The sequence below is a fragment of the Streptomyces sp. NPDC043427 genome (genome assembly GCF_056436655.1).
In genome coordinates this window covers 1-23,255 of the sequence record NZ_JBWKCC010000035.1, presented here as the reverse complement: position 1 = coordinate 23,255, position 23,255 = coordinate 1, and the positions used below count along the sequence as shown (strand labels likewise).

The window sequence follows — 23,255 nt, the reverse complement described above, 5'->3', positions numbered from 1 at the left end:
CAAGGTGTCACTCCCCACCGCCAGCAGACCGCTCGCCCCGGCCCGAAAGGACCGGCTCCCCAGTGGCTGCCCGGCATGCGCTGTTTTACGCCGCCCAGGTGCGGGACGCGGCTCCTGTGGCCGATTCCGCCCCCAACTCCCGTAGAGAAGGACGAACGAGGCGCCTCGAAGATTCCCAAGAAAGGAAAAATTCTGGCCAACTGCTCGGAAGGGAAGCTCGGTTCCGGTCAGGCGGCCGCCGCCCGATTCGGTGTCGCAATCTCCCGCAATGACGGGACAACTCCTGATGTCTTGCCGCCGGTGCGGAAGTTCAGGTTCCGGACCGGCTTTCGAGTTACCTGTGCGTCGGTAGTAGGCTCGCGCCGTTTGTTGACGCACATGTGTACCCCCTGGACGGTGGGGGTTGAGCTGGGGGAGGCCATGCGCTTTCGCGGGAAGTCCATCCGCCGGAAGATCGTGGCGCTGCTGCTCGTGCCGCTGGTGTCCCTGACGGCCGTCTGGGGCTTCGCCACGGTCCTCACGGGGCGAGAAGCCAGTCGGCTTTTCAATGTGTCGGACGTGGTGGAGAAGATCGGCTACCCGGTCGAGGACACCGTCCGCGTCATCCAGCAAGAACGTCGCCAGACCCTGGTCTACCTGGCCGATCCCCGCGCCGCCAACGCCTTCGCCGCGCTCCGTCACACACGGACCGGCACGGACGAGGCCGTCGCCGAGATCCGCCGCAACTCCAAGGACTCGGATGTGCGTGACGCCCTCGACCAGGACGACGGTGACAGGCTCACCGCGGTCCTGGATGCCTTCGAGGGCCTCGACTCCCTGCGCCGCAGTGTCGAGGAGGGCACCGTCACCCGGGCGCAGGCCCTGGACCTCTACAACCGTCTGATCGACCCCTGCTACACCCTGCTGTCCACCCTGGACGTCGTCGACAGCGTGGAGATGGACAAGCAGTACCGGGCACTTGTCAACGTCGCCCGCGCCCGCGAACTGCTCTCCGAGGAGGACGCCCTCCTCGGTTCCGCCCTGGTCGTGGGCCAGGTCACCCGTGACGAGATCCGTCACGTCTCGGACCTCGAGGCCCAGCGAGAAGCCGTCTACGACATCAGCCTCGCGCAGCTGCCCACAGCGGAGCGCGAACGCTACGACAGCTTCTGGAAGAACGCCACCACCGCCCCGCTGCGGACGGCCGAGCGGTCCACCCTCGCCGCCAGGTCCGGCAGCATGCCCCGCGGCGTCACCGCCGAGACCTGGGACACCGCGGCCGGAAACGTCCTCGACGAACTCGCCACCCTCGACGACCAGGCCAACGACCGCTACCAGGACCGCGTCCGCCCCATCGCCATCAGCGGAATCGTCCAGGCGATCATCGTGGGCGTCCTCGGTCTGATCGCCCTGCTCGTCTCGCTCTTCCTGTCCATACGCATCGGCCGCGCCCTCATACGCGACCTGCGACAGCTGCGCCTGGAGGCCCACGAGGCGTCCGGCGTCCGGCTGCCCAGCGTGATGCGCCGCCTCTCCGCCGGAGAACAGGTCGACATCGAGACGGAGGTCCCGCGGCTGGAGTACGACAAGAACGAGATCGGGGACGTCGGGCAGGCCCTCAACACCCTGCAGCGCGCCGCCGTCGAAGCCGCAGTCAAACAGGCCGAGCTCCGATCCGGTGTCTCCGAGGTCTTCGTCAACCTCGCCCGCCGCAGCCAGGTCCTCCTGCACAAGCAGCTCACTCTGCTCGACACCATGGAACGCAGGACCGAGGACACCGAGGAACTCGCCGACCTGTTCCGCCTCGACCACCTCACCACCCGCATGCGCCGCCACGCCGAGGGCCTCGTGATCCTCTCCGGCGCCGCCCCCTCCCGACAGTGGCGCAAGCCCGTCCAGCTCATGGACGTCGTCAGGGCCGCGGTCGCCGAGGTCGAGGACTACGAACGCATCGAGGTCCGCCGTCTGCCGCGGGTCGCCGTCACCGGCCCGGCCGTCGCGGACCTCACCCATCTCGTGGCCGAGCTCCTCGAGAACGCCACCGTGTTCTCTCCGCCGCACACCGCCGTCCAGGTCCTGGGCGAGCGGGTGGCCAACGGCTTCACCCTGGAAATCCACGACCGTGGTCTCGGCATGGCGGCCGAGGCACTCCTGGACGCCAACCTCCGGCTCGCGGAGACTCCCGAGTTCGAACTGTCCGACACCGACCGGCTCGGACTGTTCGTGGTCAGCCGGCTCGCCCAGCGGCAGAACGTCCGGGTCTCGCTGCAGCCGTCCCCGTACGGAGGAACGACCGCCGTCGTCTTCATCCCCGACGCGCTGCTCACCGACGACGTCCCGGACACCAACGGCGTCGGCTTCCGCCTCGACCGGCCCTGGGCCGCCAAGAAGGCCGAGCCCGCGGAGAGCCGCAGGGCCGCGCTCTCCCAGGTGCCCGTCCTGCCCCCTGGCCTGCCCGCCTCGCTTCTCGACGGCCCGGTCGAACTGGAGGCACCGGTAGATCTGGACGCCCTCGCCGGTTTCCCCGACCCGCTCGACCAGGAGGACGGGGAGCGTGGCGCGCTCTTCCGCCCGCGCCACTCCGCCGCCCACCCCGACGCGACGCCGACCGGCCGCCTCGAGGAGCCCGGCCGACGCTTCCCCGGCCCGGGGGGTGGCGCCGAGGCGACCGACACTGACTCGGGCTCCGGTGATCCCGTACCGCTGCCGCGCCGCCGGACGCCCAAGCTCGTCAGCTCGCACGGGCGCCCGGTCACCGAGCAGCGGTCCCGACGGGAGGAGGCGGACGAGGACCCCTCGACGCACCCGGGCCCACGCAGCCCGGAGACCGGGATGCCCGCCCCGCTGCCGACCCGCCGCCGCGGTACGGAGGCGCCCCTCCGTCGCGGGACCGGCGGCCCCGACCGCCCCGCAGGGTCCTCCGCGAACCCCGGCCGCGGCTTCGAGGAGCCTTCGGAACCTCCCGCCCTTCCCAGGCGCGCGCGGCGTCCCGCGATCGCGGCCGGCGCCTCGGACGAAGTGAACCAGCGCTCCGACCGCGCGCCGCACGAGGCCGGCCAGGGCCCCGCCCCTCACGAGACCGGCTCCGGCACCGGGGCGCTGCCCAGGCGGGTACGCCAGGCGAACCTGGCTCCGCAACTGAAGCAGGGTTCCGGGCGGCGCACCGAGGACACGACGGAACTCGCCGAGCGCGACGCCGACGAGGTGCGCAGCCGAATGGCCTCGCTCCAGCGTGGCTGGCAACGGGGCCGCGCAGAAAACGCCGCGGGCGACGAAGCCGACAGCGGCACAGCACCACAACGAACGACTAAGGGGGACGGTCGATGACCGCACCAAAGCCGACCGGCCACACCGCGACCAATCAGGGCGGGCTGAACTGGCTCCTCGACGACCTCGTCGACCGCGTCGCCAGTATCCGCAAGGCCCTCGTGCTCTCCGGAGATGGCCTGCCGACAGGGGTGTCGAGGGACCTGACCAGGGAGGACAGCGAACACCTGGCCGCCGTGGCCTCCGGATTCCACAGCCTCGCCAAGGGCGTCGGCCGCCACTTCGAGGCCGGCAACGTCCGACAGACCGTGGTCGAACTCGACGACGCGTTCCTCTTCGTGACGGCCGCCGGCGACGGCAGCTGCCTCGCGGTGCTCGCCGACGCCGACTCCGACGTCGGCCAGGTCGCCTACGAGATGACGCTCCTGGTCAAGCGGGTCGGAGTACATCTGGGCAGCGCCCCGCGTACCGATCTGCCCTCGGGCGGGTAGTGGGATGGCATGAGCGCAGACGGTCAGGGAAGAAGCCACTGGTTCGACGATGAAGCCGGACCGGTCGTCCGCCCGTACGCCATGACGCGCGGCCGCACCACCAGTGCGGGCCAGCACCGCCTCGACCTGATCGCGGTGGTCGTCACGGAACCCCACGCGGACGATCCGGAGGCCGACCCCAGCCTGTCCCCGGAACATGTGGACATCGTCGACCTGTGCCGTGATACCCCACAGTCGGTCGCCGAACTGGCGGCCGACCTCAACCTGCCGATCGGAGTGGTACGGGTCCTGGTCGGGGACCTCGTGGACGCGGAACTCGTCCACGTGAACCGGCCCGTACCCCCCGCCGAACTGCCGGACGAGAGTATTCTGCGCGACGTGATCAACGGCCTGCGGGCGCTGTGAGCAGCGCGGAAGCGGGGTGAGGACGTGACGGGCTGGCAGTTCTGGGTCGACCGGGGCGGCACCTTCACTGACGTCGTCGCGCGGCGCCCCGACGGCCGGCTCCTGACGCACAAGCTGCTGTCGGACAACCCGGCACGGTACGCCGACGCGGCGGTCGCGGGCGTACGCGAGCTCCTGGGCGGCTCCCCGGAGCCCGTAGAAGTGGTGCGCATGGGCACCACCGTCGCCACCAACGCCCTCCTGGAGCGCAAGGGTGAGCGGACCCTGCTGCTCATCACCCGCGGCTTCCGCGACGCCCTGCGCATCGCCTACCAGAACCGGCCCCACATCTTCGCCCGCCGCGTCGAACTCCCCGAGCTGCTTCACGAACGGGTCGTGGAGGTCGACGAGCGCATCGCCGCCGACGGCACCGTCCTGCGCACGCCCGACCTCGACGCCCTCGTCGACCCGCTCCAGGAGGCGTACGACGCGGGGATCCGCGCCGTCGCCGTCGTGTGTCTGCACAGCCATCTCCACCCCGCCAACGAAGAGGCCGTCGGTAAGCTGGCCGCCCGTATCGGCTTCCCGCAGATCTCGCTCTCCAGCGAGGTCAGCCCGCTCATGAAGCTCGTCCCGCGCGGCGACACCGCCGTCGTCGACGCCTACCTGTCGCCCGTGCTGCGCCGCTACGTCCAGCACGTCGCCGACGAACTCGAGGGCGTACGGCTGATGTTCATGCAGTCCAACGGCGGACTCGCCGAAGCCGGGCAGTTCCGCGGCAAGGACGCCATCCTGTCCGGACCGGCGGGCGGCATCGTCGGCATGGCCCGCATGTCGCAGCTCGCGGGATTCGACCGCGTCATCGGCTTCGACATGGGCGGCACCTCCACCGACGTCTCCCACTTCGCGGGCGAGTACGAGCGCGTTTTCACCACGCAGATCGCCGGCGTCCGACTGCGCGCCCCCATGCTGGACATCCATACCGTCGCCGCAGGCGGCGGCTCCGTCCTCCACTTCGACGGCTCCCGCTACCGCGTGGGACCGGACTCCGCGGGCGCCGACCCGGGCCCCGCCTGCTATCGCGGCGGTGGCCCGCTCACCGTCACCGACGCCAACGTCATGCTCGGCCGGATCCAGCCCACCCACTTCCCCAAGGTCTTCGGCCCCGACGGCGACCAACCCCTGGACGACACCCTCGTCCGCGACCGCTTCACCGCCCTCGCGCGCGAGATCCGCGACCGGACCGGCGACGACCGCACCCCCGAGCAGGTCGCCGAGGGCTACCTGCAGATCGCGGTGACCAACATCGCCAACGCCGTGAAGCGCATCTCCGTGCAGAAGGGCCACGACGTCACCCGCTACGCCCTCACCACCTTCGGTGGTGCGGGCGGCCAGCACGCCTGCATGGTCGCCGACTCGCTCGGCATCCGCACCGTCCTCATCCCGCCCATGGCCGGAGTCCTCTCCGCCCTCGGTATCGGCCTCGCCGACACCACGGCCATGCGTGAACAGTCCGTGGAGGCACCCCTCGAGCCCTCCGCGATGCCCGGCGTCCTCGAGACCGCCGACGATCTGGCGGCCGCGGCTCACGCCGAGCTCCTCGCCGAGGACGTCCCGGAGGACTCCGTCCACGTCACCCGCCGGGCCCAGCTGCGCTACGACGGCACCGACACCACCCTCACCGTCGAGCTGAGCGAGCCCGACGCGATGAGGCACGCGTTCGAAGAACGTCATCGCGCCACGTACTCCTTCACGCTCGACCGCCCGATCGTCGTCGAAGCGCTCTCCGTGGAAGCCACCGGCATCACCCGACCCCCCGATCTCTCCGCCCTCGCCCCGTACGAAGGCCACCCCGCCGCCCCCGGAACGGCCCGCCTCCACACGAGCGGCGCCTGGCGCGACGTACCCCTCCACCGCCGCGAGGATCTGCCCCCCGGTGAAACGGTCACCGGCCCCGCGATCATCACCGAGGCCAGTGCGACGACCGTCGTCGACGACGGCTGGCAGGCCGCGGCGACCGAAGACGGGCATCTGTTCATGGAACGCGCGGCGATTACGCAGAGTTCCGATCTCGATACGAAAGTCGACCCCGTTCTGCTTGAGGTCTTCAACAACCTCTTCATGGCGATCGCCGAACAGATGGGCGCCCGACTCGAGTCCACCGCCCAATCCGTCAACATCAAGGAACGCCTCGACTTCTCCTGCGCCCTCTTCGACCCCGACGGAAACCTGGTGGCCAACGCCCCGCACATCCCCGTCCACCTGGGCTCGATGGGCACGAGCGTCAAGGAGGTCATCCGGCGCCGCGGTGCCGGAATGCGGCCGGGGGACACGTACGCGGTCAACGACCCGTACCACGGCGGCACACATCTGCCCGACGTCACCGTCATCACCCCCGTCTTCGACACCGAGGATTCCGAAGCCTCCAAGAACACAGAGAGTGATCGGATCCTCTTCTACGTCGCCTCCCGCGGCCACCACGCCGAGATCGGCGGCATCGCCCCCGGCTCCATGCCCGCGAACAGCAGCACCATCGAGGAGGAGGGCGTCCTCTTCGACAACTGGCTGCTCGCCGAGAACGGCCGCTTCCGCGAGGAGGAGACGCTCCGCCTGCTCACCGAAGCGCCCCACCCCTCCCGCAACCCGAAGACCAACCTCGCCGACCTGCGCGCCCAGATCGCCGCGAACCAGAAGGGCGTCGACGAAGTCGGCCGCATGATCCGCGACTACGGCCTCGATGTCGTCCAGGCCTACATGAGGCACGTCCAGGACAACGCCGAGGAGGCCGTGCGCCGTGTCATCGACGCCCTGGACGACGGCGAGTACGCGTATGAGACCGACTCGGGCGCCGTCATCCGCGTACGCGTGCGCGTGGACCGCGAAAACCGGTCGGCCACCGTCGACTTCACCGGCACATCACCGCAGCTGAACACCAACTTCAACGCGCCCTTCGCGGTCGTCAATGCGGCCGTCCTCTACGTCTTCCGCACCCTGGTCGACGACGACATCCCGCTCAACGACGGCTGCCTGCGCCCCCTGAGGATCATCGTGCCGCACGGGTCCCTGCTGGCCCCCGACCCGCCGGCCGCCGTGGTCGCCGGGAACGTCGAGACCTCGCAGGCGATCACCGGCGCCCTCTATGCGGCGCTCGGCGTCCAGGCCGAGGGATCCGGCACCATGAACAACGTCACCTTCGGCAACGAGCGCCACCAGTACTACGAGACCGTCGCCTCAGGCTCCGGCGCGGGCGACGGCTTCCCCGGCGCGAGTGTCGTCCAGACGCACATGACCAACTCCCGGCTGACCGACCCCGAGGTCCTGGAGTGGCGACTGCCCGTTCAGCTCGACGAGTTCGCGGTCCGGCGCGGCAGCGGCGGTGCAGGCCGGTGGCGCGGTGGGGACGGGGCCGTGCGACGCATCCGCTTCCACGAGCCCATGACCGTCTCCACGCTGTCCCAGCACCGCCGGGTCCCCCCGTACGGCATGGCCGGCGGTGAGCCCGGTGCGCTGGGCACCAACCGTGTGGAACGCGCGGACGGCACCGTCGTCGACCTGCGTGGAAGCGACTCGGCGGACGTCGGCCCCGGCGACGTACTCGTGATCGAGACCCCCGGCGGGGGAGGCTACGGCCCACCGCCGCACGACCCTCATCAAGCATGACCCCATTAAGCATGACCCCATCAAGCAGGAGAACAGATCGATGATCTTCGGGCGTTCTGAGCGCGGCAAGCCCCCGGTCGAGCCCGTCACGCTCAAGATCCTGGTGGCCGGCGGATTCGGAGTGGGCAAGACCACCCTCGTCGGCGCGGTCAGCGAGATCAGACCGCTGCGCACCGAGGAGTACCTGACCGAGGCCGGGCGTCCGGTGGACGACACCAGCGGCGTGGAGGGCAAGCACACCACCACCGTCGCCATGGACTTCGGCCGCATCACGCTGCGCGAAGACCTGGTGCTGTACCTCTTCGGAACGCCTGGCCAGGAACGCTTCTGGTTCATGTGGGACGAGCTCTCCGAAGGGGCGCTGGGCGCCGTCGTGCTCGCCGACACCCGGCGCCTGGAGGACTGCTTCGCCGCGGTCGACTACTTCGAGCGGCGCTCCATACCCTTCGTCATCGGCGTCAACTGCTTCGAGGGAGCCGCCCGTTATCCGGCGGAGGACATCCGTCAGGCCCTCGACCTCGACGAGGACGTACCGCTCCTGCTGTGCGACGCCCGCGACCGCGAGTCAGTCAAGGACGTCCTCATCGGCGTCGTCGAGCACGCGATGGCGTACGGGGCCGAACACCGCCAGAGCGTCACGACCTGACGCGTCCCACCCGCACGGCTGACACGCGCGCGCACGGCCCGCACCCCCGCCGACCGGGGTACGGGCCGCGGCCCGGAAACGACCCGTACATGCGTGTGCCTAGCCCTGGCCGTCCTCCAGCCAGCCGAAACTCTTCTCCACGGCCTTCTTCCAGCTGTGGTACTCACGGTCGCGCACCGACGCCTCCATGGACGGCGTCCATGTGACGTCCTCCTGCCAGTGCGCCTTGAGTTCGTCGAGGTCGTTCCACACTCCGGTGGCGAGCCCGGCGGCGTACGCGGCGCCCAGGCAGGTCGTCTCGGAGACCTTCGGCCGGATCACCGGCACGTCGAGCACGTCCGCCTGGTGCTGCATGAGCAGGTTGTTCTTCGTCATGCCGCCGTCCACCTTCAGGGTCGTGATGTGCACCCCGGAGTCCTGGAACATGGCGTCGACGACCTCACGGGTCTGCCAGCTGGTCGCCTCGAGCACCGCGCGCGCGAGGTGCGCCTTCGTGACGTACCGCGTCAGCCCGGTGATGACTCCGCGCGCGTCGGAACGCCAGTACGGTGCGAAGAGTCCGGAGAAGGCGGGGACGATGTACGCGCCGCCGTTGTCCTCGGCGCTCGCCGCCAGGGGCTCGATGTCGTCGGAGGTACGGATGATGCCCAACTGGTCGCGGAACCACTGCACCAGGGCGCCCGTGATGGCGATCGCCCCCTCGAGGCAGTAGACGGGCGGTTCAGTGCCGATCTTGTACCCCATGGTGGTCAGCAGCCCGCTCTTCGACGGCACCGGCCGGTTGCCGGTGTTGAGCAGCAGGAAGCTGCCGGTGCCGTAGGTGTTCTTCGCGTTTCCCACGTCGTAGCAGGCCTGCCCGAACACGGCCGCCTGCTGATCGCCCAGCGCCGAGGCGACCGGCACGCCGGCCAGCTGTCCGACGGCGGTCCCGTACACCTCCGAGGAGGACTTGATCTCGGGCAGTACGGCCGCGGGCACGTTCATCGCGTTCAGGATGGACTCGTCCCACTCCAGGCTCTCCAGGTTCATCAGCATGGTCCGGCCGGCGTTGGTCACGTCGGTGACGTGATGCCCGCCGTCGGTGCCGCCGGTGAGGTTCCAGATGAGCCAGGAGTCGATGGTGCCGAAGGCGATCTCGCCGTTCTCGGCGCGGGTCCTGAGGTCGGGCACGTTGTCGAGCAGCCAGGCCGCCTTGGGCCCGGAGAAATAGCTGGCCAGCGGCAGCCCGGTCTGCTCGCGGAAGCGGTCCTGCCCGTCCGAGCCGCCCAGCTCGTTGCACAGCGCGGCGGTGCGCGTGTCCTGCCACACGATCGCGTTGTGTACGGGCTTTCCCGTCGCCCGGTCCCACAGGACCGTCGTCTCACGCTGGTTGGTGATGCCGAGCGCGCTGAGCTGGTCGGCGCGCAGCCCGGCCTTGGCCACCGCTCCCGCGACCACCGCCTGCACCTTGGCCCAGATCTCGGTGGCGTCATGCTCCACCCAGCCGGGCTTGGGGAAGATCTGCCGGTGCTCGCGCTGGTCGACTGCGACGATCGCGCCGTTGTGATCGAAGATGATGCAGCGGCTGGAGGTGGTTCCCTGGTCGATCGCGGCGACGTACTTCTCGGCGTTGTCCGTCATGGCTACCCCTTGGGCTGGGTCAGAAGGCTGCGTTGTGGATGAGGCCACCGTGCACTCCGCCGATCAGTGGACCGACGGCCGGGATCCAGGCATAGCCCCGTTCGGACGCTCCCTTGTGCGGGATCGGCGGGAAAGTGTGCACGATGCGTGGGCCGGGGTCGCGCGTCGGGTTGATGACACAGCCGGTGGGCCCACCGAGGGAGAGACCGATGCCGACGACCACCAGGGCGACCAGCAGGATCGCGGTGCTGGAGCCGTGGACTCCCTTGCAGCGGTGTAGGCGCCCGGGATCGCCCGACGAATATGTCTCCGTTGCTCATGGCGGCTCCTTGGCCCTGGCCTGGCCCGGGACAAACGGCCCGGACCCTCCGTGCAGGGTGCGTTTCCATGGCGACTTCAGCCGAGCACAGGAAGATCGCGCGCCCCGCCCGGCGTCCGTGACGAGCGTGCCGTCGCAGCCGAGTCGCCCGTAGGGGAACGGGCCCAGACGCGGAGGGCCCGTGCGACGCAGGTGCCGGAATACGCCGAGTATGTACGGCGATGTCGACTGACACCGGAAGTGTTCCCCGGCGCCCTGGGGGCGTCAAGGTCGCCGACACCAACGGTTGAGAGCAGACGAACGGACGCTTTTTTCTCAGACTGGCACAGTCGGCGTCGAACCGCCTGCTGAGCAGTCAGCCTCGCGCCCGCAGGAGGTCCGCGAGCCGTACGACACCCACGCACCGCCTGTGACGGTCGACGACGGCCACGTCGTCCGACGTACGGTCCCGGTCGCCGACCGCCACCACGTCCAACACCTCCCAGGCCGTGGCGTCGTTCCCCACCGTCCGCGGCGGATCACCGAGCTTCGCGGCGGGCCGGTCGGCGTACAGCGCGTGTCCATAGCGCCCCGACATCGACAGCAGGAAGCGGGAGCGGTGCACGGAACGGACCGGCACTCCCGCCGCGTCCACGAGCAACACCCCGGACACGTCCGGCGACCCCGTCAGCAGCGCCCGCACCTGCCCGGCGGACGTGGTCGCGGGCAGCAGCGCGGCCGGCCGTACGAACTCCCGCACCCACGGCCCGGACCGCGTGAGCGGAGCCACGCCGGGGGAGCGCAAGGGAAAGTACACATCCGTGGCGGGAAGCCGGGCCGGCGGCGCGAACAGCTCGCCCTGGGCCAGCTGTGCCCCGGACGCCAACGCCGCCGCGCACTGCGACTCGGTCTCCACCCCCTCGACGCACAGGAGTGCGCCGATCCCGTCGCACAGCGTCCGCATCGCCCGTACCGCCGCAGGCCGCGCCAGTAGGGATGCGTCGAGCTTCACCAGGTCCGGCGCGAGGTCGGTGAGAAGCCTCAGCGGCACGTCACCGTCCCCGACGCCATCCGCGCTGATCCGGAAGCCCTGCCCCCGCAGCGCGGCCACCGCCTCCAACAGGGCCGGCTGCGGCACGTGCGTGTAGGGCGGCACGCCGTCGATCGTCACCTCCCACGGCAGTCGCCCCGCCTCGCGCACCGCGTCGTGCAGCAGGGTGAGTCCGCCGAGGTCCGCCAGAGTCGCGGCGAACACGTTCACGTGCAGCGGCAGCAGCGTCTCCCGATGCGTCGCCGTGCGGACCCCGAGAACGGCGAGCCGCGCGTCGAGCTCCGGGTGGCGGCGGGCCTCAGCCAGGCAGTCACCACCCTCCGGGCGCGCGAGTATCTCCAGCCCCACGACTCCGCCGGTCGTCAGATTGACCACCGGCTGGAAGCCGAAGCGGAGAGTGTCCGTCCAGGAGCGCACGGGAGCATGATGGCGCCGCCGGTGCGGGCTCAGGCCCAGTTCATGAGACGTTCACGCAGGATTCCTGACCGATCACACAGCGTATGCACCACCCGCGGTCTCACCGCACCGCGACTACCGCCGACCCGTGCCCGAACAGCCCCTGGTTCGCCGTGATGCCCACGCGTGCCCCCGCTACCTGCCGGTCGCCGGCGGTGCCCCGCAACTGCCAGGTCACCTCGCAGACCTGGGCGATCGCCTGCGCGGGAACCGCCTCCCCGAAGGAGGCCAGCCCACCGCTCATGTTGACGGGTATGCGCCCGCCCGGCGCTGTCGCGCCCTCCCGCAAGAGCTTCGCGCCCTCACCCTCGCCGCAGAGCCCCAGATCCTCGTACCACTGAAGCTCCAGGGCGGTGGACAGGTCGTAGACCTCGGCCAGAGACAGGTCCTCGGGCCCCAGGCCGGCCTCCTCGAAGGCCGCCCGAGCGATCGAGGCCCGGAACGTCTCGGCGGCGGGCTCCACCGCCACCGCGGAATCCGTCGCCACGTCCGGCAGGTCCAGCACGGTGTTGGGGTACCGCGGAGTCACGGTGGACACGGCCCGGATCCGCACGGGCCGCGCCACCCCGCGCCGACGCGCGAACTCCATGCTGGCCAGCACCAGCGCCGCGCCGCCGTCCGAGGTCGCGCAGATGTCGAGCAGACGCAGCGGGTCGGCGACCACCGCCGAGGCGGCGACCTCCTCGGCGGTGACTCGCTTGCGGTAGCGCGCGTACCCGTTCAACGCCCCCATGGCGGCGTTCTTCACCTTGACCTGGGCGAAGTCCTCCAGCGTGTCCCCGTGGACGGCCATACGCCGACGCGCGTACAGCCCGAAGTACGTCGGGTTGGTCGCCCCCAGCACCCGGAATCGCAGCCAGTCGGGATCGTCGGGCCGCTCGCCGCCCGCCGGCCGGAAGAAACCCTTGGGCGCGGCATCCGCGCCCACCACGAGCACCGCGTCGGCCAGGCCCGCCAGGATCTGAGCCCGCGCGGTGTTGATCGCCTGCGCGCCGGACGCGCACGCCGCGTAGACGCTCGCGACGCGAGCTCCCTGCCAGCCCAGTGCCTTGGCGAACGTCGCCCCGGCCACGTACCCGGGGTAGCCGCCGCGCACGGTGTCCGCGCCGACGACCGAGTCGACGTCCCGCCAGTCAAGGTCGGCGTCGGCGAGTGCCGCGCGGGCCGCCGCCACGCCGTACTCGACGAAACCGCGTCCCCACTTGCCCCAGGGATGCAGGCCCGCACCCAGCACCGCCACCTCTCCCGTCATGCCTCGACCCCCCTCGGTCGCCACTGCCAGGTCGTCCAGACCGTCTCCGTGTCCTCGTACAGCACGCCGGGCACGGCCTCCACCTGCATGCCCACCGTCAGATCGGCGACGGTGACCCCGGGTACCGCCTGCCCCAGCACCACGATCCGCTCGGCCTCCAGTTCCACAGCGATCAACGCGTACGGCTCCCAGGGAAGTTCCGGATCGGTCACATAGGGTGACGGAGGCCGGTACCGGCTGTCCGTGTACGACCAGACGCGCCCCCGCCGTGAGAGCGGCACCTCCTCCAGGTCGCCACCCGGGCACCCGGGGTTGCGGCAGTGCACCTCCTCGCGCGGAAAGAACACCGAGGAGCAGATCGAGCAGCGCGTGCCCAGGAGCCTGAAGTCGTCCTCGTCACCGGTGAACCATCCGGTGACCACGGGTTTGCGTGTCCGCACCAAGACACCTCCTGGAAACGTAACCTGACGGCACGTCAGAAGTGTGCCACCAGTGCAGGAAAATGGGCAGGCAGGAGACATGACACGACGCTCTCGCGCAGTACGCGCTCTGATCACCGTGCTCGCGGCCCTGTTCGCGGTGACAACCGCCTCCACCACCGCCCGGGCGGCAACCGAACCGAAGGCGCCCCAGGACTTCGTGGCCCTGAGAGCCGTAGACCCGACGATCCTTCAGGAGATGCGCTACTTCACCCCCCACAACTTCGTGGGGGAGCGCATCGACGGCTACCGCCAGCCCCTCTGCATCCTCACCCGGCCCGCAGCCGAAGCCCTCCACCGGGCGCAGACAAGGCTGTTGCGCCAGGGCTACACCCTCAAGGTCTACGACTGCTACCGGCCACAGCGCGCCGTGAACCACTTCGTCCGCTGGGCCCAGGACCTCGACGACCAGGCGATGAAGCCCGAGTTCTACCCGAACGTCGACAAGACCCGCCTGTTCGACGACGGCTACATCGCCGAGAAGTCCGGGCACAGCCGCGGCTCGACCATGGACCTCACCCTCGTGAAACTCCCCGCCCGGCCCACCAGGCCCTACGTCCCCGGGGAGCCCCTGGTGCCTTGCTACGCGCCCAAGAGCCAACGCTTTCCCGACAACTCCGTCGACATGGGAACCGGTTTCGACTGCTTCGCCACCCTTGCTCACACCCTCGATCCGCGCATCCAGGGCCAGCAGCGTGCCAACCGGTTGCTGCTCAAGAACACCCTGGAGGGCCTCGGCTTCGTGAACCTCGCCGAAGAATGGTGGCACTACACCTTCAAGCCCGAGCCGTACCCGGACACCTACTTCGACTTCCCCGTGTCCTCCAAGTCCGTCACCAAGACCCACTGAACTGCAGAAAGCGCCACCGAGCCGCCTGAGGAAGACGCCCTTTCCGTGATCGGATACAGTCCGCCGCGTGTCCGAAACTCAGCACTCCACCCCCAACTCCGCAGTCGGCTCCCACTGTTCGAGCTGCGGCGCGCCCTACGGAGAGGGCGTCTCCGGCTGGCCCCGCACCTGCCCGGCCTGCCACACCGCGGCCTACCGCAACCCGCTCCCCGTGGCGGTCGCACTCCAGCCCGTGTACGACACACAGGGCACCGCCCTCGTCGTCATCACCCGAACCGTCGCTCCCGCGCGCGGGGGCATCGCACTGCCCGGCGGCTTCATCGACGACCGCGAGGACTGGCGGCAGGCCGTCGTCCGTGAGCTCAAGGAAGAGACACGCATCGACGCCGCGAGCCGCGACGTGCGGCTCGTCGACGCGATGAGCTCCCCCGACGGCCGGCACCTCCTGCTGTTCGGGCTCCTTCCGGAACGCCCCGCCGAGGGCCTTCCCACCTCCGCAGCCACCGACGAGACGGAGGGCTGGCACCTCCTGCGCAGGCCGGAGGAACTCGCCTTCCCCCTGCACACCGTGGCCGTACGGGCGTGGTTCGAGGGCCGGTACTGAGCTCAGCGCTCCACGACTCCCCGCAGGCGCACCGGGTGGGACGGCGCGTGTATGCCGTCCTCGCCCTCGCGCTCGACGACCACACGCGAACCTTCCCAGCGGGCGACGTACCGCTCGAACTCGGGCTCGTCCCAACCGTCGCCCGCGTCCGGTACCACCAGCCCGCCCCCGGCCCGCCCGCGGGCGGGCGCCCACACCTCCAGCTCCAGCCCGCCGTCCGCACCGCGTACCGGAAAGACGGCACCAGCGCGGGCGAGCACCGGAATGCGCGACAGGGGAGCGTCGACAAGGACCTGCCCGGGCCCCTCGTACGCCCTCTCCGTGACCGTGTCGTACCAGCGCCCCCGCGGCAGCTGCACCGCACGCCGGTCCGCGCCGGGGTCCAGTACCGGTGCCACCAGCAAGCAGTCGCCCAGCAGAAAAGCGTCCTCGCAGTCACGCAGCGCACGGTCCTCGGGTGCAGCCCACCACAACGGGCGCACATAGGGCGCCCCCGTACGGCGCGCCAGATGCGCCAGCGTCAGGAAGTACGGCAACAGGCGACGCCGCTCCAACAGGGCCACGCGCGCGTGCTCGAGCACCCCGGCCCCGAACTCCCAGGGCTCCCTGCGCCCCGCCCGGATACTCGAGTGCGTGCGGAACAGCGGCAGATACGCGGCCAACTGGAACCACCGCAGATACAGCTCCGGTGACGGGCTCCCGTCAAAACCGCCGACATCCGGTCCCGAATACGGCACCCCGCACAGGCCGAGCCCCATGACCAGCGACAGCGACGCCCTCAGCCCGGGCCAGCCCGTGGCCACATCACCCGACCAACTCCCCCCGTAGCGCTGCATGCCCGCCCACCCGGAACGCGAGAAGACGAAGGGCCGCTCCTCGGGCGCCAGCTCGAGCAGCCCTTCGTATCCCGCCCGGGCCATGCACAGCGCGTACACGTTGTGCGCCTCACGATGGTCACCACCCCGCCCCTCCAGGGCGTGCCGGGCCGAACGGGGCAACGTCGACTCCCCGAAGGCGGCGAACGACGTCGGCTCGTTCATGTCGTGCCAGAAGCCGGAGAACCCCTGGGCGATCCGCTCCGCGTACAGGCCGCCCCACCACTGCCGCACGCGTGCGTGCGTGAAGTCCGGGAAGACGGCGTCACCGGGCCACACCACTCCCCGCACCAACCGCCCCGAGGCGTCCCGCACGAACGCGTCCTCGGCCGCCCCGCCGTCGAACACCGCGTTGCCCGGCTCGGCCTTGACCGCCGGATCGACGATCGACACCAGCCGTATCCCGTCCCGCCGCAGCTCGTCGGCCAGAACCGGCAGCTTGGGAAAGTGCTCGTGATCGACGGTGAAGACCTGATGGGCGTCGTAGTGGTCGATGTCCAGATGCACGGCGTCGAGCGGCAGACCACGCTCGTGGTAGCCCGCGACGATCCGCCGCACCTCCTGCTCACTGCCGAAGCCCCACCGCGCGTGATGGTGCCCCAGCGCCCACGCCGGAGGCAGCGCCGACGCCCCGGTGAGCGACGCCCAGCCGTGCAGCACCCGCGCGGGCGTACCGACCATGACCCAGCAGCGCAACGGACCGCCGTCCATGCGCAGCTCGCAGCTCCCCGCCCGATCGTGCCCGGAACCGGCCCCCTCCTCGCCCTCCCGCAGCGTCACCGTGCCGTCCCACGAGGTGTCGTGGAACACCAGGTGCGTGGCGGCGTCGGCCACCACCAGCTGCACCGGCATCGTGATGTACAGCGGGTCGTCACCCGGACCGAAGGCATGCTTCGGATCCGTGTTCCACAGCCGGTACGTTCCGCCACGCAACCGAGGCCCCGACGCGCGCCCCCCGAGACCGAAGAACCTGGCGTCCGCCGCGACCTCGGACCGCTGCATCCAGCGCCCGCCGCCCCCGCCGTCCGGCTCCCACCACCGCGGCGGCAGGTCGCGGCGCAGCGTCACACCCCCGGGCGTACACACCTCGACGGCACCGTGCCGGGAGACCACGACGGTCACCCGTTCGGAGACGACCCGCCAGCCGTCGTCCTTGTCCGGCTCCAGCACCGCACGCGGATCGGGCTCGGGGCAACGGCCGGCGAGCGCGTACGACGGCTCGGGGCCGACCCCGTCCCAGCCCCAGAAGACGGCCCCACTCACGGTGACGGTGATCCGCAGCTCCGAACGACTGAACCGGATGACACCGCCACCAGGACCCGGCACGGCGTCCAGGACGAGCCCGGGCACCCGCGCCCGCTCACCCTTCCGTGGCGGCAGCCCAGTGGCATCGGCACGTCGCCTGCGCCACGCGGCCCGCACGGTCCGCAACCCCTGGGCCGCCCCCACAGAACCGACCACCTTTACCGAACGCACCAGGTCACGACCGTTCATGCTGCTCACCCTGCCATCGACCGCCCCGCGCGCGCGTGTCGTTCAACTGCCGTTCACCTAGGTCGGGACCACATCTTCACGACACGGACTATGTGGGGCGCACCCTGGTGTACAAGTCGATCACATGGCATCGTCCGTGTCAGCCGCGTACGCGCACACCCCAGCCCGTGCGCGAGCGACGCACACGACGCGCACAGTCCGGGAGCCGCCCCATGTCGACCGTGAACCCTCAACCGCTCTGGCAGCCTGATCCGGGACGCATCGCCCGGGCCCAGGTCACCAAGTTCCAGACCTGGGCGGCCGAGCACCACGGCGCACCCTCCGACGGCGGCTACACGGCCCTGCACAGCTGGTCCGTCGACGAGCTGGAGACATTCTGGAGAGCCGTCACGGAATGGTTCGACGTTCGGTTCTCCACCCCCTACGCGCGCGTGCTGGGCGACCGCTCGATGCCCGGCGCCCAGTGGTTCCCCGGGGCCACGCTCAACTACGCCGAACACGCCCTGCGCGCGGCAGAGACCCGCCCCGGCGCTCCGGCCCTCCTGTACGTCGACGAGACCCACGAGCCCCGCCCGGTGACCTGGGCCGAACTGCGCCGACAGGTCGGCTCCCTGGCAGCCGAACTGCGTGCCCTCGGCGTGCGTCCCGGAGACCGCGTCAGCGGCTACCTCCCGAACATCTCCGAGGCGGTCGTCGCCCTCCTCGCCACGGCCGCCGTCGGCGGCGTCTGGACCTCCTGCGCCCCCGACTTCGGCGCCCGCAGCGTCCTGGACCGCTTCCAGCAGGTCGAACCTGTCGTCCTGTTCACCGTCGACGGCTACCGCTACGGCGGCAAGGAACACGACCGACGCGAGATCGTCGCCGAGTTGCGCCGCGAGCTGCCCACCCTGCGCGCCGTCGTGCACATCCCGCTCCTCGGCACCCAGGCGCCCGAGGGCGCCCTGGAGTGGTCGGCCCTGACGGCCGCGGACGCGGAACCCGTCTTCGATCAGGTCCCCTTCGACCACCCCCTGTGGGTGCTCTACTCCTCCGGCACCACCGGCCTGCCCAAGGCCATCGTCCAGTCCCAGGGCGGCATCCTCATCGAGCACCTCAAGCAGCTCGGCCTGCACTGCGACCTGGGCCCCGAGGACCGGTTCTTCTGGTACACCTCGACCGGCTGGATGATGTGGAACTTCCTCGTCTCCGGCCTCCTGACCGGCACGACGATCGTCCTCTACGACGGCAGCCCCGGCTACCCGGACACCGGCGCCCAGTGGCGGATCGCGGAACGCACGGGAGCCACCCTCTACGGCACCTCGGCCGCCTACGTCATGGCCTGCCGCAAGGCCGGCGTCCACCCGTCACGCGACTTCGACCTCTCCCGCGTCCAGTGCGTCGCCACCACCGGCTCGCCCCTCCCGCCCGACGGATTCCGCTGGCTGCACGACGAGGTCCGCCACGACCTGTGGATCGCCTCCGTCAGCGGCGGCACGGACGTCTGCTCCTGCTTCGCGGGCGCCGTACCGACCCTCCCGGTGTACACCGGTGAGCTCCAGGCCCCCGGACTGGGCACCGACCTGCAGTCCTGGGACCCGAGCGGCAAGCCCCTCGTGGACGAGGTCGGCGAACTCGTCGTCACCAACCCCATGCCGTCCATGCCGATCCACTTCTGGAACGACCCCGACGGCAGCCGCTACCACGACAGCTACTTCGACACCTACCCCGGCGTATGGCGCCACGGCGACTGGATCACCATCACCTCCCGTGGCTCCGTCGTCATCCACGGCCGCTCCGACTCCACGCTCAACCGCCAAGGCGTGCGCATGGGATCCGCAGACATCTACGAAGCCGTCGAGCGACTCCCAGAGATCAAGGAATCCCTCGTCATCGGCATCGAACAGCCCGACGGCGGCTACTGGATGCCCCTCTTCGTGCACCTCGCCCCCAGTGCCGCACTCGACGAGACCCTCCTGAACCGCATCAAGCAGACCATCCGCGAGCAACTCTCACCCCGCCACGTCCCCGACGAGATCATCGAGGTGCCCGGCATCCCCCACACCCTCACCGGCAAGCGCATCGAAGTACCGGTGAAGCGCCTGCTCCAGGGCACGCCGTTGGAGAAGGCGGTCAACCCCGGCTCCATCGACAACCTCGACCTCCTGCACTTCTACGAGGCCCTCGCCCGCAACCGCGGCTGACCCGAGCGCCGCACCCCGAGCCCGTTGTCAGTGCCGCCGGTTACTGTGAGTGAGCATTGATCGACTGTGCACACAGGGGGAAACATGGCGCACACCGACCACCAGACGATGCGACGCGTCCTGCGCCGCGAAATCGCCGGCACCATCGGCCTGCTCACCGACGAGCACGACTTCCGCGCCATGCGGCGCTACCGCACCTTCACCTTCGACGACCACACGACCTACCTACAGCAGGTCGAAGCCCTCCTCAGGACACGCGCCGCCCAGGGCAGCCACACCACGGTGGCCCTCTTCGACCCACTCGAATACGCCGAATACTGCGAGGCAAAGGGCCTCGACCCCGACCTCCCCGCCAACCGCACCCGCTTCACAGCGGAACTCGCGACCACCGGCCCCAGCATCCCCTACGAGGGCCAGCCCCTCACCGACCTCGTCCCCGCCCTCGTCGACGAAGCCATCCGACAGGCGACCTGGGAGTATGCCGCCACACTCCTGGCCCGCCTCGGTACCTGCGCCACCTGCGGCGAGGACATCGGACGCGCCGCCCTGACTCGCGCCTCGACCCTGCTCGCCCGCATCCTCGACACCGCTCCCGCGGGCAGTCGCCACCTGGTCTGCAGCGTCTCGGGGACACCGGAAGCCCTCGCCGCCGTTCTCCACGCCGACGACGGAGCCGAAGGCACCGCACAACTCGACGAGGCAGAGGTACTCGAATTCACCACCGTGCTCGCCCTCGGCCTCGCCACTCGAAGCCCAGGCGGACTCGTCATGCGGACCAGCGCGCCCGGCTCTCCCGACCGCGTCTACGGCTGGCGACTGCGCGCGGATCGCCTCGAACCCCTGACCGCCGGCGAGGTCTTCGACGCCTACTGCACCGACATCGAATCCGGAGACCTCATCTCACCGGAATCCGACGTCGACTACTGCGAGCCACCCGACCTCGGAGAGGAGAAGCCACTGTCGGGGCACAGGCACTGAAACACGGGAGGGGCGCCCCACCCGCAGGTGGAGCGCCCTTCGCAGAGACACCGGACAGCCGGTGCGGTACGGCTACTCGCCGGACAACACCGCCTGAGCCGCGCTCCGCGCGTCCTCGGCACTGTCCGCCGCCCGGGCGGCGGACGCGGCGCGCTCGCACTGAGCGAGCGTGTACTTCGCCAGCGTGGCCCGCACATAAGGAATCGACGCCGAGCCCATGGAAAGGGAGGTGACACCCAGCCCGGTCAGGACACACGCGAGCAGCGGGTCGGACGCCGCCTCACCGCACACACCACAGCTCTTGCCCTCGGCCTTCGCGGCCTCCGCGGACAACGCCACCAGGTCGAGCAGCGCGGGCTGCCACGGGTCCTGCAGGCGCGACACGGCACCCACCTGACGGTCGGCCGCGAAGGTGTACTGCGCGAGGTCGTTCGTCCCCAGCGACAGGAACTCGACCTCCTGCAGGATGGAACGCGCCCGCAGAGCCGCCGACGGTATCTCCACCATCGCGCCGAACTTCGCCCGCAACCCCGCCTCACGGCAGGCATCCGCGAAGGCCTTGGCGTCGGTACGGTCCGCCACCATCGGGGCCATGACCTCGAGGTAGGCCGGCAGGCCGTCGGCGGCCTTCGCCAGCGCCGTCAGCTGAGTGCGCAGCACCTCGGGGTGGTCCAGCAACGTCCGCAGACCACGCACACCGAGCGCCGGGTTCGGCTCGTCGGCCGGGGTGAGGAAGTCGAGTGGCTTGTCCGCACCGGCATCCAGCACACGCACGACGACACGGCTGTCGGGAAAGGCCTCGAGCACCTTGCGATAGGCGTCGACCTGCTTCTCCTCGGACGGCGCGTTCTTGCTGTCGTCGAGGAAGAGGAACTCGGTACGGAAGAGTCCGACACCCTCCGCCCCCGCCTGGACAGCGGCCTCCACATCTGACGGTCCGCCGACGTTGGCGAGCAGCGGCACCTTGTGACCATCCGCCGTGGCACCCGGCCCGGTCGAGGCGGCCAGCGCGGCCTTGCGCTCCGCGGCAGCGGCCCGCAGCTGTGCCTTCTTCTTCTCGCTCGGGTCCACGAAGATCTCACCGGTGCTGCCGTCCACGGCGATCAACGCGCCCTCGGCGAGCTCACCGGCACCAGGCAGAGCCACCACGGCCGGAACGCCCAGAGCCCGCGCCAGAATCGCGCTGTGGCTGGTGGGCCCGCCCTCCTCCGTGACGAAGCCCAGCACCAGCGTCGGGTCCAGCAGGGCCGTGTCGGCCGGCGCGAGGTCACGCGCGACAAGGACGTACGGCTCGTCGCTGTCCGGGACGCCCGGCATGGGCACCCCGAGCAGACGAGCGACGATACGGTTCCGCACGTCGTCGAGGTCGGCCACGCGGCCGGCCAGGTACTCACCAGCGCCCGCGAGCAGCTCGCGGTAGGCCGCGAACGCGTCGTACACAGCGCGCTCGGCCGTGCTGCCCACCGTGATACGGCGTTCCACGTCCGCCATCAACTCGGGGTCCTGCGCCATCATGGCCTGGGCCTCGAGGACCGCCTGGGCTTCGCCGCCCGCCAGATTGCCTCGCGCCATCAGATCGGCGGCCACAGCCTCGACGGCCTTGCGGGCGCGCCCCTGTTCACGCTCCGTGTCCTCCGCCGGGATCTGCTTGGCAGGCGGTTCGAGAACCGCCGTTCCCATGTGCCGAACCTCGCCGATCGCCACACCGTGGCTCACGCCGACGCCTCGCAGCGTTGTCTCCATCTCACCCGTCTCCGATAGTGCGGCGGGTCCCGCCGCCGCGGTGGTTGTCGTGCTCGCCGTCAGTAGGACGGCACTGACGTCACTTCCAGAAGAAGAGACTGTCACCGGCCTTCACATCGCCGTCGTCGCGGAGTTCGGAGAGGGAGTCGGCCGTGGCCTCCAGCGCCACGACCGGGCACACCGGGGACTTGCCGGCGGCCTCGACGGCAGCCGGGTTCCAGCGCACCACTGCCTGGCCGCGGGTCACGATGTCACCCTTGTTCACAAGCAGCTCGAAGCCTTCGCCGTTGAGCTGCACGGTGTCGATGCCGAGGTGGGTGAGCACGCCGTGTCCGTTCGTGTCGACGACGACGAAGGCGTGCGGATGAAGAGAGACGATGACTCCGTCCACGGGCGAGACAGCCTCGGAGGGCTCGCGCGCGGGGTCGATCGCCATGCCCGGGCCGACCATGGCTCCGGAGAAGACCGGATCCGGCACGGCCGCCAGTCCGATGGCGCGTCCTGCAAGTGGGGACGTCACGGTGGTCATGGGAAACCTCCCAGGGGTGGAGATCCTTTTGGGCCGTCAGGGCCGTCACTGCGTATCCCGGACGGCGCACTGAGCAGCAGGGTATGTCAGGTGAAGTACCGGTTCCGCATGTGAACTACGGAGTGGTCTAGACCATAACCCTAGTGGATTTGCACGTGCTCCGCAGCTCCGTGTACAGTCGTACTCCTGCCTGGGGCTGAGCGATGCGACCAAGCGTCCTTGCCTGGCAGCACCCAACTTGTCAGATCCTATCTCGGGGTCATCTTCTGCATGCCTGCAGGATGGTGGTCAGGGGGCCGGAAAAACCCTGATAGAGTTTGGAACACCGAAGGGAAGCGCCCGGAGGAAAGCCTGAGAGAGTCTCTCGGGTGAGTACAAAGGAAGCGTCCGTTCCTTGAGAACTCAACAGCGTGCCAAAA

Annotated in this window: 15 protein-coding genes and 2 pseudogenes; 9 read left to right on the top strand and 8 right to left on the bottom strand. The window is 70.2% G+C overall.

What is annotated here, in order from left to right; translation table 11 throughout:
- Nucleotides 1-420 precede the first annotated feature (420 nt).
- From AC067M_RS38315 to AC067M_RS38295, 5 genes are read left to right on the top strand one after another with little or no spacing between them, the layout of a single operon-like run.
- The gene (locus tag AC067M_RS38315; protein WP_478701621.1) at nucleotides 421-3,306 is read left to right on the top strand and encodes a sensor histidine kinase; all 2,886 of its coding nucleotides are present in this window, start codon (nucleotides 421-423) and stop codon (nucleotides 3,304-3,306) included.
- Nucleotides 3,303-3,737, top strand: a complete 435-nt coding sequence (locus AC067M_RS38310; RefSeq protein WP_133929586.1) for a roadblock/LC7 domain-containing protein — start codon at nucleotides 3,303-3,305, stop codon at nucleotides 3,735-3,737. Before AC067M_RS38315 ends, AC067M_RS38310 begins: the two co-directional genes overlap by 4 nt.
- Nucleotides 3,738-3,746: 9 nt before the next feature.
- A complete protein-coding gene (locus tag AC067M_RS38305; protein ID WP_478701620.1) occupies nucleotides 3,747-4,142 on the top strand; it encodes a DUF742 domain-containing protein in 396 nt (131 codons plus the stop codon).
- Nucleotides 4,143-4,166: 24 nt separating this feature from the next.
- The gene (locus AC067M_RS38300) at nucleotides 4,167-7,781 is read left to right on the top strand and encodes a hydantoinase B/oxoprolinase family protein (protein ID WP_478701619.1); all 3,615 of its coding nucleotides are present in this window, start codon (nucleotides 4,167-4,169) and stop codon (nucleotides 7,779-7,781) included.
- 40 nt (nucleotides 7,782-7,821) lie between these two features.
- Nucleotides 7,822-8,427: a GTP-binding protein gene (locus AC067M_RS38295; protein ID WP_133929589.1), complete on the top strand. Its 606-nt coding sequence runs from the start codon at nucleotides 7,822-7,824 to the stop codon at nucleotides 8,425-8,427.
- A gap of 99 nt (nucleotides 8,428-8,526) precedes the next feature.
- On the opposite strand, the gene glpK is transcribed toward AC067M_RS38295, so the two are convergent.
- From glpK to AC067M_RS38270, 5 genes and pseudogenes are all read right to left on the bottom strand, one after another.
- Nucleotides 8,527-10,047, bottom strand: a complete 1,521-nt coding sequence (gene glpK, locus AC067M_RS38290; RefSeq protein ID WP_478701618.1) for a glycerol kinase GlpK — start codon at nucleotides 10,045-10,047, stop codon at nucleotides 8,527-8,529.
- Between the two features lie 19 nt (nucleotides 10,048-10,066).
- A pseudogene (locus AC067M_RS38285) lies at nucleotides 10,067-10,315 on the bottom strand (aquaporin); the annotation flags it as partial.
- Nucleotides 10,316-10,730: 415 nt separating this feature from the next.
- Nucleotides 10,731-11,813, bottom strand: a pseudogene (locus AC067M_RS38280) (EAL domain-containing protein); the annotation flags it as partial.
- A gap of 100 nt (nucleotides 11,814-11,913) precedes the next feature.
- Complete coding sequence (locus AC067M_RS38275) at nucleotides 11,914-13,104, bottom strand: lipid-transfer protein (protein ID WP_478701617.1); 1,191 nt, start codon at nucleotides 13,102-13,104, stop codon at nucleotides 11,914-11,916.
- Nucleotides 13,101-13,526: a Zn-ribbon domain-containing OB-fold protein gene (locus AC067M_RS38270; protein WP_478701690.1), complete on the bottom strand. Its 426-nt coding sequence runs from the start codon at nucleotides 13,524-13,526 to the stop codon at nucleotides 13,101-13,103. The genes AC067M_RS38275 and AC067M_RS38270 overlap by 4 nt, the downstream gene beginning before the upstream one ends.
- 97 nt (nucleotides 13,527-13,623) lie before the next feature.
- On the opposite strand from AC067M_RS38270, the gene AC067M_RS38265 reads away from it, so the two are divergent.
- Both AC067M_RS38265 and AC067M_RS38260 read left to right on the top strand, forming a co-directional pair.
- A complete protein-coding gene (locus tag AC067M_RS38265; protein ID WP_478701616.1) occupies nucleotides 13,624-14,433 on the top strand; it encodes a M15 family metallopeptidase in 810 nt (269 codons plus the stop codon).
- A 67-nt stretch (nucleotides 14,434-14,500) separates the two neighbouring features.
- The gene (locus tag AC067M_RS38260) at nucleotides 14,501-15,037 is read left to right on the top strand and encodes an NUDIX domain-containing protein (RefSeq protein ID WP_478701615.1); all 537 of its coding nucleotides are present in this window, start codon (nucleotides 14,501-14,503) and stop codon (nucleotides 15,035-15,037) included.
- Between the two features lie 2 nt (nucleotides 15,038-15,039).
- On the opposite strand, the gene AC067M_RS38255 is transcribed toward AC067M_RS38260, so the two are convergent.
- Nucleotides 15,040-17,406, bottom strand: coding sequence for a glycoside hydrolase family 31 protein (locus AC067M_RS38255; RefSeq protein WP_478701614.1), 2,367 nt, complete (start codon nucleotides 17,404-17,406; stop codon nucleotides 15,040-15,042).
- Nucleotides 17,407-17,618: 212 nt separating this feature from the next.
- Between AC067M_RS38255 and AC067M_RS38250 the strand changes: the two genes are divergently transcribed.
- Together AC067M_RS38250 and AC067M_RS38245 are read left to right on the top strand one after the other, a co-directional pair.
- On the top strand, nucleotides 17,619-19,586 hold the full coding sequence (locus AC067M_RS38250) for an acetoacetate--CoA ligase (RefSeq protein ID WP_478701613.1): 1,968 nt from the start codon (nucleotides 17,619-17,621) through the stop codon (nucleotides 19,584-19,586).
- An 84-nt stretch (nucleotides 19,587-19,670) separates the two neighbouring features.
- On the top strand, nucleotides 19,671-20,564 hold the full coding sequence (locus AC067M_RS38245) for a hypothetical protein (RefSeq protein WP_478701612.1): 894 nt from the start codon (nucleotides 19,671-19,673) through the stop codon (nucleotides 20,562-20,564).
- A gap of 72 nt (nucleotides 20,565-20,636) precedes the next feature.
- Here AC067M_RS38245 and ptsP read toward each other — a convergent pair whose 3' ends face one another.
- Both ptsP and AC067M_RS38235 read right to left on the bottom strand, forming a co-directional pair.
- Nucleotides 20,637-22,307 carry a phosphoenolpyruvate--protein phosphotransferase gene (gene ptsP / locus AC067M_RS38240; RefSeq protein ID WP_478701611.1) on the bottom strand — a complete coding sequence of 557 codons (1,671 nt, stop codon included), beginning with the start codon at nucleotides 22,305-22,307 and terminating at the stop codon, nucleotides 20,637-20,639.
- A 79-nt stretch (nucleotides 22,308-22,386) separates the two neighbouring features.
- Nucleotides 22,387-22,836 (bottom strand): PTS sugar transporter subunit IIA, encoded by a 450-nt coding sequence (locus tag AC067M_RS38235; protein ID WP_478701610.1) that lies wholly within the window; start codon nucleotides 22,834-22,836, stop codon nucleotides 22,387-22,389.
- Nucleotides 22,837-23,255: the final 419 nt, after the last annotated feature.